At 69.2% G+C, this 10114-nt stretch carries 11 protein-coding genes; 5 read left to right on the top strand and 6 right to left on the bottom strand.

Features of this window, described 5'->3' with window-relative positions:
- The 3 genes from H0U68_RS13065 to H0U68_RS13055 all read left to right on the top strand — a co-directional run.
- On the top strand, window positions 1-146 hold a 146-nt coding region (locus tag H0U68_RS13065; RefSeq protein WP_296356245.1), incomplete at its 5' end, for an MGMT family protein.
- A gap of 82 nt (window positions 147-228) precedes the next feature.
- Complete coding sequence (locus H0U68_RS13060) at window positions 229-1137, top strand: DMT family transporter (RefSeq protein ID WP_296356243.1); 909 nt, start codon at window positions 229-231, stop codon at window positions 1135-1137.
- Between the two features lie 16 nt (window positions 1138-1153).
- Complete coding sequence (locus H0U68_RS13055) at window positions 1154-1324, top strand: hypothetical protein (protein WP_296356241.1); 171 nt, start codon at window positions 1154-1156, stop codon at window positions 1322-1324.
- Between the two features lie 48 nt (window positions 1325-1372).
- Here H0U68_RS13055 and H0U68_RS13050 read toward each other — a convergent pair whose 3' ends face one another.
- The 6 genes from H0U68_RS13050 to H0U68_RS13025 are packed head-to-tail and all read right to left on the bottom strand — an operon-like array spanning window position 1373 to window position 8990.
- Window positions 1373-2698, bottom strand: a complete 1326-nt coding sequence (locus H0U68_RS13050; protein ID WP_296356240.1) for a TolC family outer membrane protein — start codon at window positions 2696-2698, stop codon at window positions 1373-1375.
- Between the two features lie 56 nt (window positions 2699-2754).
- Entirely contained in the window at window positions 2755-3093 is a 339-nt protein-coding gene (locus tag H0U68_RS13045; RefSeq protein ID WP_296356238.1) for a rhodanese-like domain-containing protein, read from the bottom strand.
- A gap of 13 nt (window positions 3094-3106) precedes the next feature.
- Window positions 3107-3799 (bottom strand): protein-L-isoaspartate O-methyltransferase, encoded by a 693-nt coding sequence (locus H0U68_RS13040; protein ID WP_296356236.1) that lies wholly within the window; start codon window positions 3797-3799, stop codon window positions 3107-3109.
- Between the two features lie 23 nt (window positions 3800-3822).
- A complete protein-coding gene (locus tag H0U68_RS13035; protein ID WP_296356234.1) occupies window positions 3823-7128 on the bottom strand; it encodes an efflux RND transporter permease subunit in 3306 nt (1101 codons plus the stop codon).
- Between the two features lie 12 nt (window positions 7129-7140).
- Window positions 7141-8301, bottom strand: coding sequence for an efflux RND transporter periplasmic adaptor subunit (locus H0U68_RS13030; RefSeq protein WP_296356233.1), 1161 nt, complete (start codon window positions 8299-8301; stop codon window positions 7141-7143).
- Window positions 8298-8990 carry a TetR/AcrR family transcriptional regulator gene (locus tag H0U68_RS13025; RefSeq protein WP_296356232.1) on the bottom strand — a complete coding sequence of 231 codons (693 nt, stop codon included), beginning with the start codon at window positions 8988-8990 and terminating at the stop codon, window positions 8298-8300. The genes H0U68_RS13030 and H0U68_RS13025 overlap by 4 nt, the downstream gene beginning before the upstream one ends.
- A 116-nt stretch (window positions 8991-9106) precedes the next feature.
- Here H0U68_RS13025 and msrA point away from each other — a divergent pair, with 116 nt between their 5' ends.
- Window positions 9107-9646: a peptide-methionine (S)-S-oxide reductase MsrA gene (msrA, locus tag H0U68_RS13020; protein WP_296356230.1), complete on the top strand. Its 540-nt coding sequence runs from the start codon at window positions 9107-9109 to the stop codon at window positions 9644-9646.
- Between the two features lie 25 nt (window positions 9647-9671).
- Window positions 9672-10114, top strand: a 443-nt coding sequence (locus tag H0U68_RS13015; protein WP_296356228.1) for an ATP-binding cassette domain-containing protein, incomplete at its 3' end; no start/stop codon positions are given.

Below are 10114 nucleotides of genomic sequence, written 5' to 3'. Positions count from 1 at the left end.
CCGTCGGCGCGGCGGTGGGGCGCAATCCGGTCAGCATCGTCGTGCCCTGCCACCGCGTGCTGGGCACGGGCGGCTCGCTCACCGGCTATGCGGGCGGGCTGGAACGCAAGAGCGCGCTGCTGCGGCTGGAGGGCGTGCCGCATTGATGTGATCCGCGTATCAAAACCCTGCGCAAATGTCATCACTGCGCCGCGCCGCGCGCGCGGTTTGCCCGCACACTCGATCGCCATGAGCTTTGCTTCCATCGTCGACTTCATCCTGCTGGCCGCCATCTGGGGCTCGTCTTTTTTGTTCATGCGCGTGGCCGTGGTGGAGTTCGGCGCATTGCCAACGGCCGCGGCGCGCGTCGCCGTTGCCTCGGTGGTGCTGCTGCCGCTGCTGCTGTGGCGCCGGCAGGGCCCGCAATTGCGCCAGCACTGGAAGCCGATCTTCATCGTCGGCGTGCTGAACTCGGGCATCCCGTTCGCACTGTTCTCGTTCGCGCTGCTGTCCATCACCACCGGCCTGTCGGCCATCCTGAACGCCACCGTGCCGCTGTTCGGCGCGCTGGTGGCCTGGGCTTGGCTGAAGGACCGCCTGAGCGGCTCGCGCGTGCTGGGCCTGGTGATCGGTTTTGCCGGCGTGGCCATGCTGGCCTGGGACAAGGCCAGCTTCCGCCCCGACGCGTCCGGCATCGCGCCGGGCTGGGCGGTGCTGGCCTGCCTGGGCGCGACGGTCTGCTACGCGCTGGCGGCCAGCGCCACCAAGCGCTATCTCACCGGCATTCCGCCGCTGGTCACCGCCACCGGCAGCCAGATCGGCGCAACCCTCGGCCTGGCGCTGCCCGCGCTGTGGCTGTGGCCGGCGCAGATGCCGTCCGCGCACGCGTGGTGGGCGGTGGTGGCTGTCGGCGTGGTGTGCACCGGGCTGGCCTACGTGCTGTACTTCCGCCTGATCGAGCAAGCAGGTCCGGCCAAGGCACTGGCCGTGACCTTCGTGGTGCCGGTGTTCGCCATCTTCTACGGCGCGCTGTTCCTGGGCGAGGGCGTCACGCCGTGGATGGTGCTGTGCGGCCTGGTGATCGTGTGCGGCACGGCGCTGTCCACCGGATTGCTGAAGCTGCCCCTGCCGGGCGGCAAGGCGCGCACGCAGGCCTGATGCCCAGGATGGCGGCATGAGTTCGTCCGCCGCCCGCAAGATCAAGCTGCGCCTGACCGCGCCCAAGCCGCGCAATCCGCTGGTGGTGGTGGCCGCGCAGAGGAAGGCGGGCGAGCACCGCAAGTCGACGTCGGCGCAGCGGCACCAGGCCAAGCTGGCGCTGAAGAAGCAGCTGAAGGACTTCTGAAAACGACAACGGCGCGGAGGTCCGCGCCGTTCGCCTTTCGAAGGTGGCTTACTTCACCAGCAGCACATTCAACCGCGCCAGGTCCTCCGCCTGCAGCGTGCCGTTCGCCTGCCGCAGCCGCAGGTGTCCCAGCAACACGTTGTAGCGCGCCTGCGCGAGGTCGCGCTTGGTCTGGTACAGCTGGCTTTGCGCGTTCAGCACGTCGATGTTGATGCGCACGCCGACCTGGTAGCCCAGGCGGTTGGCTTCCAGCGCGCTCTGGCTGGACGCCTCGGCCGCTTCCAGCGCACGCACCTGGCCCTGGCCGGACACCACGCCGAAGTACGCCGTGCGCACCGCCTGCGCGACCGAGCGGCGCGTGGCCTCCAGGTCCGACTTGGCTTTTCCTTCCAGCGACAGCGTCTCGCGGATGCGGTTTTGCGTGGCGAAGCCGGAGAACAGGGGCAGGTTCATCACCACGCCCACCGTGCCGGCCTTGGGCCGGTTCTCCAGCGTGGAGGTGCTGCTGCCGCCCGCGTTGCGCTGGATGCCGTAGCTGGCCGTCAGGTCCACCGTGGGTTTGTGGCCGGCCTCGGCCTTATCCACTTCCAGCCGCGCGATCTCCACGTTGGTGCGCGCCTGCTGAACCTGCGGGCTGTTCTGCTCGGCCTGCTGCACCCAGGCTTCGGGGTCGGCCGGCGAGGGCGTGGGCGTTGCCAGCGGCACCGCCAGCGGCGTGGGCTGGGCGTTGTTGCGGCCCACCACCGTGTCCAGCGCCAGCTTGCGCACGCGCAGGTCGTTCTCGGCGGCGATTTCCTGTGCGTTCACCAGGTCGTAGCGGGCCTGCGTTTCGCGCGTGTCGGTGATGGTGGAGGTGCCGACCTCGAAGTTGCGCTTGGCCGAGGCCAGCTGCTCGCCCACGGCGGACTTCTGCGCCCGCACGAAGGCCAGCGTGTCCTGCGCGGCCAGCACGTCGAAGTAGGCCTGGCTCACGCGCACGATCAGTTCCTGGCTGGCCTGTGCGAGCTGCGACTCAGCCAGCTGCGCCTGGCGCAGGCCCTGGCGGTAGGTGGCCAGGTTGGCCGGGCGGTACAGCGGCTGCGAGGCGCCGACGGTGGCGCTCTGCGTGCCGTACCAGCGGTCCACGGGCGGCGTGTCGACGTCCAGGTGTGAACGGCTCACGCCCACCGACAGGTTGGCCGACGGCAGCAGGCCGGCCTTGGCCTGTTCGGCGCGGAACACGCTGGCGTCGTACTGCGACTTGGCCGACTGCCAGTTCGCGTCGTAGACGCGCGCCGCGTCGTACAGCTCGACCAGGCTCTGCGCGCGCGCCGGCAGGCCGGCGAAGGCGGCGCCCAGCGCCAGCGACAGGGGAAGGAGTCGCAACGGTGTCATCGGAAAGTCCCTTTTCGTGGAGTCTGCGTGTCTGGTGTGGACGTGGGCGCGGGGCGTCAGTAGCGCGGCACCGATGGGTCGCGTTCGGCGGACCAGGCGTCGATGCCGCCGGCGATGTTGACGACGTCGCCGAAGCCCTGCTGCGCCAGGAACATGCCCACCCGCTGGCTGCGCGCGCCGTGGTGGCACAGGCAGGCCACGGGCCGCGCGGGATCGAGCTCGCCGATGCGCGCCGGCACGGTGTTCATCGGGATCGCGACCAGCTCGAAGCCGTCGGCTTTCACGCTCGCCGTCTGCAGCTCCCAGGGTTCGCGCACGTCCAGCACCAGCGGCCGCGCACCGGCGTGCTCGCGCAGCCACTCGGACAATTCGGAAGGACGCAGCTGGGGAATCATGGGACGGTGTGGATCAGAAGTGGAAGCGGGACGGCTCGGGGAAATTCAGCAGGCGCGGCGCCGCCGTGTCCCAGCGCTGCGCGGTGGTGTAGCTGGCTTCGCCGGTGCGGGTGATGAGGGTGGCGCGCATGATCGGGTCGTTGCCCACGATGGCGGCGAGGCGCCCGCCGATCTTCAACTGCGCAAGCAGGTTCTGCGGGACCTCGGCCACGGAGCCGCTGAGCATGATGACATCGAACGGGCCGTCGGCGGGCAGGCCCCTGCTGCCATCGGCCTCGCGGACCTCGGCATTCGAGATGCTTGCCTTCTGCAAATTCGAACGCGCCATGCGCGCGAGCTCGGGGTCGATCTCCAGCGTGATGACGCGCTGGGCGCTGCGCGCGAGCAGGGCGGCCACGTAGCCGGAGCCGGAGCCGACTTCCAGCACCTTGTCGTGCAGCCGCACGCTCGCCTCCTGCAGCAGGCGCGCTTCCACGCGCGGCGCCAGCATGCACTGGCCGGTGCGCAGCGCCTCATCGGCACTGCCGCCGACCAGGGGGATTTCGGTGTCGACAAAGGCGAGCGGCCGGTGCGCGAGCGGCACGAACTCCTCGCGCTTGACGGCGGACAGCAGCGCGAGCACGTCCAGGTTCAGCACATCCCAGGGGCGGATCTGCTGCTCGATCATGTTGAAGCGGGCGCGTTCGATGTCGATGACGGCGGTCATGGGGTTTTCCTCGGGAGGCGTGTTCAGGGCAAATCGCCGATTTTAGAAGCCGGCACCGGCAGCGTTCCACCGCTCGCCCTGAGCCCCGTCGAAGGGCCGCCGCCGGTGGGCGCGCGGCGGCCGCGGCGGCGCGCCCAGCTCGCGAAGTCGTCGAGCAGGCAGTAGACGACCGGCACCACCACCAGGGTGAGCAGCGAGGAGGTAATGACGCCGCCGATCACCGCCTGGCCCATCGGCGCGCGCTGCTCCGAGCCTTCGGTCAGCGCGAAGGCCAGCGGCACCATGCCGAAGATCATGGCCAGCGTGGTCATCAGGATCGGCCGCAGCCGCACCTTGGCGGCGTGCAGCAGCGCCTCGGCGCGGTCCATCCCCTGCTCGCGCATGCGGATCGCGAAGTCCACCAGCAGGATGGCGTTCTTGGTCACCAGGCCCATCAGCATCACCACGCCGATCACCGAGAACATCGACAGCGTGGAGCGGAACATCATCAGCGCCAGCACCACGCCGATCAGCGTGAGCGGCAGCGAGGTCATCAGCGCCAGCGGCTGCAGGAAGCTCTTGAACTGGCTGGCCAGGATCATGTAGATGAAGATCACCGCCATCGCCAGGGCCGAGACGGCATAGCCGAACGATTCCGCCATGTTCTTGGTGGAGCCGCTGAACTGGTAGCCGTAGCCGGGCGGGAACTGGATGGCGTCGAGCTGCTTGCGGATGTCGGCGGACACGTCGCCGGCGGCGCGGCCGGACGCGTTGGCGTTCAGCGCCACCGAGCGCGTCAGGTCGCGCCGGTTGATCTGGTTGGGCCCGGTCGATTCGTGCACCGTGGCCACCTGGTTCAGCCGCACGATGCGCGGGCTGCCGTCGGCGTTGCTGCCGGTGGCGAAGGGCAGGCGCTCCAGGTCCTGCGGCGCGGTACGCGCGCCGGGCGCGAGCCGCACGTTCACGTCGTAGGTCTGGTCGTCGGGCGCGCGCCAGTTGCCCACCGTCTGGCCGGCCACCAGGGTGCGCAGCGCGCCGGCGATCTGCGCCACCGACAGCCCCAGGTCGGAGGCGGCGTCGCGCTTGACGTCCACGGCCACCACCGGCTTGTCGGGCTTGACGCTGGAATCCAGGTCGACCAGGCCGGGGATCGGGCGCACGCGCGCCATCACCAGGGCCGACAGGCGCTCCAGCTCCTTCAGATCGGGGCCCTGCAGCGAGAACTCGATCTGCTTGTTGCCGCCCACCGAATCCAGCAGCCCGGCATGGGTGACGGTGATGCCCGGCACCTGCTTCAAGCGTTCGCGCAGCACGTCGGCCATCTGGTCGACGCTGCGCTTGCGTTCCTTGCGGTCCACCAGCCGCACATAGACCGCCGCGTACATCTTGCCCTGCGCGGTACCGGTGTTGATGGTGGAGACGGTGTAGCGCACCTCCGGGAATTCGCGCACGATGGCTTCCACCTGGCGCGCCTTGCTTTCGGTGAGTTCCAGCGACGAGCCGACCGGCGTGTAGAAATTGATCCAGGTTTCCGAGTAGTCGGCCTTGGGCACGAACTCTGTGCCCAGCAGCGGCACCATGAAGATGCTGGTGAGGAAGATCGCCACCGCGCCCGCCATGGTGAGGGCCTTGTGGCCGAGCGACCAGCGCAGGATGCGCTGGTAGCCGTCGCCCAGCGACTCGGTGGCGCGGTCGAACCAGCCGGTGACGCGGCCGATGCTGTTGTCGTAGAGCCTGCTGAGGCTCCCCCCGTGCGGGCCAAGCGCGCCCCCGTTCGGGCTGAGCTTGTCGAAGCCCTGCTGCCCTTCGACAAGCTCAGGGCGAACGGCCCCTTCAGGGCGAACGGAACGCTTGTCGATCTCCGGGTCGTGCCAGATCGACGACAGCATCGGGTCCAGCGTGAAGCTGACGAACATCGAGATCAGCACCGCCGCCACGATGGTGACGCCGAACTCGTGGAAGAACTTGCCGATGATGCCGCCCATGAAGCCGATGGGCAGGAACACGGCGACGATGGAGAAGGTGGTGGCCAGCACCGCCAGGCCGATCTCCTGCGTGCCGTCCAGCGAGGCCTGGTAGGGCGTCTTGCCCATCTGCACGTGGCGCACGATGTTCTCGCGCACCACGATGGCGTCGTCGATCAGCAGGCCCACGCACAGCGACAGCGCCATCAGCGTGACCATGTTGATGGAAAAGCCGAACGCGTACATCGCCAGGAAGGTGCCGATCAGCGCGATCGGCAGGGTCAGGCCGGTGATGACGGTGGAGCGCCAGGAATTGAGGAACAGGAACACGATGAGCACCGTGAGCGCCGCGCCCTCGATCAGCGTGCGCCGCACGTTCTCCACCGCCACGCGGATCGGCCGCGACGCGTCGGCGACTGGCTGCAGCCGCACACCGGGAGGCAGCTGCGCCGCCATTTCGGCCAGCGTCTTCGCCAGCCCGTCGACGACCTCGATGGTGTTCTCGTCCTGCGACTTCTGCACCGACAGCAGCAGCGTGCGCTCGCCGTTGTAGAGCGCCAGGCTGTCGAGCTCCTGCGCGCCGTCGGCCACGCGCGCCACCTGGTCGATGCGCACCGGGGCGCCGCCTTTTCGCGCGACGATGATGCGGCCGAAGTCTTCCGGCCGCTCCATGCGCGCGGCGATCTGCACCACCCGGTCCTGCGCCAGCGAGCGCACCGCGCCCACCGGCAGGTCCTGGTTCTCGCTGCGCACGGCCGCCACCACCTGGTCGGCCGTGATGCCCAGCGCCTCCATGGCGGCCGGGTTCAGGTAGACGTCGATCTCGCGCTTGGAGCCGCCCACCAGCGTGACCGAGCCGACGCCGCGCACGTTCTCCAGCCGCTTCTTGAGCACCTGGTCGGCCCAGTTGGTGAGTTCCACCGCCGACATCGGCGTGCCCTTGCCCGCATCCGGCAGCACCGCCACCGACCAGATGGAGCGCGCGGCGGGGTCGAAGCGCAGCACGCGCGGCTCCTTCACCTCGTCGCGCAGGGTGGGGCGCACGGCCCCGATCTTCTCGCGCACGTCGTCGGCGGCCTTGCGCCCGTCGATGTGCAGCTGGAACTCGATGACGACGACCGACTGGTTCTCGTAGCTGCGCGAGCTCAGCGTGTTGATGCCGGCGATGGAGTTCACCGCTTCTTCGATCTTCTTGCTGACCTCGCTTTCGACGATCTCGGGCGAGGCGCCGGGATATTCGGTGGTGACCACCACCACCGGGAAGTCGATGTTGGGGAACTGGTCGACCTTCAGCCGCTGGTAGGAGAACAGCCCCAGCACCACGATGGCGAGCATCACCATGGTGGCGAACACCGGGTTGTTCAGGCTGACGCGGGTGAACCACATGGCAAGAGGGGACTAGGGCCTGGGGGCCGGGCCCTGCGCCTGCCCACCCATGCCCGTGAACTTCACCGCCGTGCCCTCGCGCAGCGGCCCCACGTGTCCCTTGATGACGACGGCGCCGGCCTGCAGCCCCTGCACCGCCACCCACATCTCCTTGCCGGCTTCGCCGCGCGCGCCGGTCTGCACCGGCCTGTGGGCCACCTTGTCCTGCTCGACCACCTGCACGTAGGGCGCGGGCTTGTCGGTGCGCACGGCCGACACCGGCACCGCCACGCCGCTGGCCGCGCCGGTGGCAACCGTGCCCTGGGCGAACAAACCCTGGCGCAGGCCGGTGGCGTCCGACACGGCCAGGTAGGCCAGCACGCTGCGGCTGCCGGCCTGGGCGCTCGGGTTGATGCGCACCACCTTGGCCGCGATCGGCCGGCCGCTGCCTTCGATCTGCAGCGCCGCGTCCTGTCCCACGCGTACCGCCACCGAATCAGCGGCGCTCAAGGTGGCTTCCAGCTCCAGCCTGCTGAGGTCGACGATCTCGACCACGCGGCCGTCGATCGCCACCCGTTCGCCCGGCTGGGCCAGGCGCTGCGACACCACGCCGGAGATCGGCGCGCGCAGCACCGTGTCGTCCACGCTCTTGCGGGCCACGTCCACCGCCGCCAGCGCCGCGCGGTGGGTGGACTCGGCGCCCGACAGGGTGCTGAACGACGTGTCCAGCGCACTCTTGGAAATGAAACCCTGGTCCACCAGCGCCTTGTTGTTGGCCCACTGGCGCTGGGCGATGTCGATCTGCGCCTTGGCCGAGCCGGCCTGCTGCTGCGCCTGCTTGAGCCGCGCCGCGTATTCGGTGGAATCGACCCGCGCGATCACCTGGCCGGCCTTGACCGTGTCGCCCTCGCGCACGGCCAGGCCCTGCAGCTCGCCGGCCACGCGGGCCTTCACCACGGCGGAGTTCACGGCTTTCAGCGAGCCGGAGATCGGCAGGCCCTGGGCCAGTTCGCGGGTCTCGGCCTTCACCACGTCGGTGGCGGCCAGTTCCGCCAGGGCCTGCGCCTTCTGCACCGAGGCCGCGGCCAGCGTGGCCTGCTGTGCCTTGCGCGCCGACAGGGCGCGCAGCACGCCGGTGGCTAGCAGCAGCACCAGCAGTCCCGCGACGAGCCATTTCCAGTTCAGGCGTTTCATGGCGCCGTCCCGCCGGGGCCCTCGCCCGGGCGCAGCTGCAGGCCGCACAGCAGCAGCTCCAGCTGGGAGGCGAGGTAGCGCTCGGGGTCCAGCGCGTAGTCCTGCGGCATGCACACGCCCAGCGAGTGCTTCATCATGATCAGGAAGATCATCGGCGCGATGATGCCGAACACCGCGTATTCCATGTCCAGCGGGCGGAACTCGCCGCGGTCCACGCCGCGCTGCAGGATGCCGCGAACAAGCTCGGTGCCGGGGCGGATCACTTCCTGCTGGTAGAAGGCCGCGATGTCGGGGAAGTTGCGCGCTTCGCTGACGATGAGCTTGGTGATGCCCGAGGCACGGGTGGCGCCGATGCGCTCCCACCAGACCCGCATGCAGTAGCGCACCATCTCGATGGTGGTGCCCTCGAAGGCGTGGAATTCCTGCTCCCATTCCTTGAAGCGGCCGGAGATGTTCTCGCGCACCACGGCCTTGAAGAGCTCTTCCTTGCTGGGGAAATACAGGAACAGGGTGCCCTTGGAAACGCCGGCCCGCGCCGCCACCTCTTCGGCGCGGGTGGCGGCGAACCCTTTCTCCACGAACAGGTCCAACGCGGCATCCAGCAGCTCGGCGGGCCGGTTTTCCTTGCGCCGTTCGCGCTTGGCATGGCCCTCGTCGGGTTTGGCGCCGATGAACTTGGTGAGCGACATAAATTAATGACTGACTGGTTAGTAATGTAGGCCAGCAGCCCATCCGGAGTCAAGGCAGGTGCAAGGAACCGGCCCTGCGAAGCGACTACAGTGCATTTCAATCCAAGGAGTTTTCCATGAGCGATCTTCAGACCATCGTGCTGGGCGGCGGCTGCTTCTGGTGCACCGAGGCGGTGTACAAGGAAGTGAGCGGCATTGCCGACGTCGAGTCGGGCTACAGCAACGGCCATGTCGTCAACCCGAGCTATGCGCAGGTGTGCGATGGTGACACCGGCCACAACGAGGTGGTCAAGCTCAGCTATGACCCGGCGCAGATCAGCCTGCGGCAGATCCTGGAGATTTTCTTCGTGGTGCACGACCCGACCCAGCTCAACCGGCAGGGCAACGACGTCGGCACCCAGTACCGCAGCGGCATCTACTACACCACGCCCGAACAGAAGGCCGAGGCCGAGGCCGTGCTGCGGCAGATCGCCGAGGAGAAGCTGTTCTCCAAGCCGGTGGCCACCGAACTGGTGCCGCTGTCCAACTATTCGGCGGCCGAGGACTATCACCAGGACTTCTTCGAGAAGAACCCGTTCCAGGGCTACTGCCTGGCAGTGGCCGCGCCCAAGGTGCAGAAGTTCCGCAAGACCTTCACCGACCTGGTGCGGCGCTGAGCGTGTTCCCGGTCCCGGTCCTTCGATGATCCGCACGCGCGGCCTTCGCCTGCGCCACCCGGGCGGCCCCACGCTCGCCTTCGACGACGTCGAGTTGCCGCAGGGCGCCTGCCTGCTGCTGCGCGGGCGCTCCGGCAGCGGCAAATCGACCTGGCTGGCGCTGATGGCGGGGCTGCTCACGCCCACCGCCGGCGAGGTGGCTGTGGCGGGCCAGCCGCTGGCCGCGCTGGGACGCTCGGCGCGCGACGCATGGCGCGCCCGCATGGTCGGCTTCCTGCCGCAGAAGCTGCACCTGAGCGAAGCGCTCACCGTGCGCGGCAACCTGGAGCTGCCGTTCTTCGCCGCGGGCATCGCGGTGGACCGCGCGCGCATCGATGCGGCGCTGGACGCGCTCGGCGTCGGCGAGCTGGCGCAGCGCAAACCCTCGCAGCTGTCCGGCGGCCAGGCGCAGCGCGTGGCGCTGGCGCG

Origin of the sequence: Ramlibacter sp., assembly GCF_013697775.1 — a bacterium.
GTDB lineage: Bacteria > Pseudomonadota > Gammaproteobacteria > Burkholderiales > Burkholderiaceae_C > Ramlibacter.
This window is presented reverse-complemented; position numbering and strand designations above follow the sequence as displayed.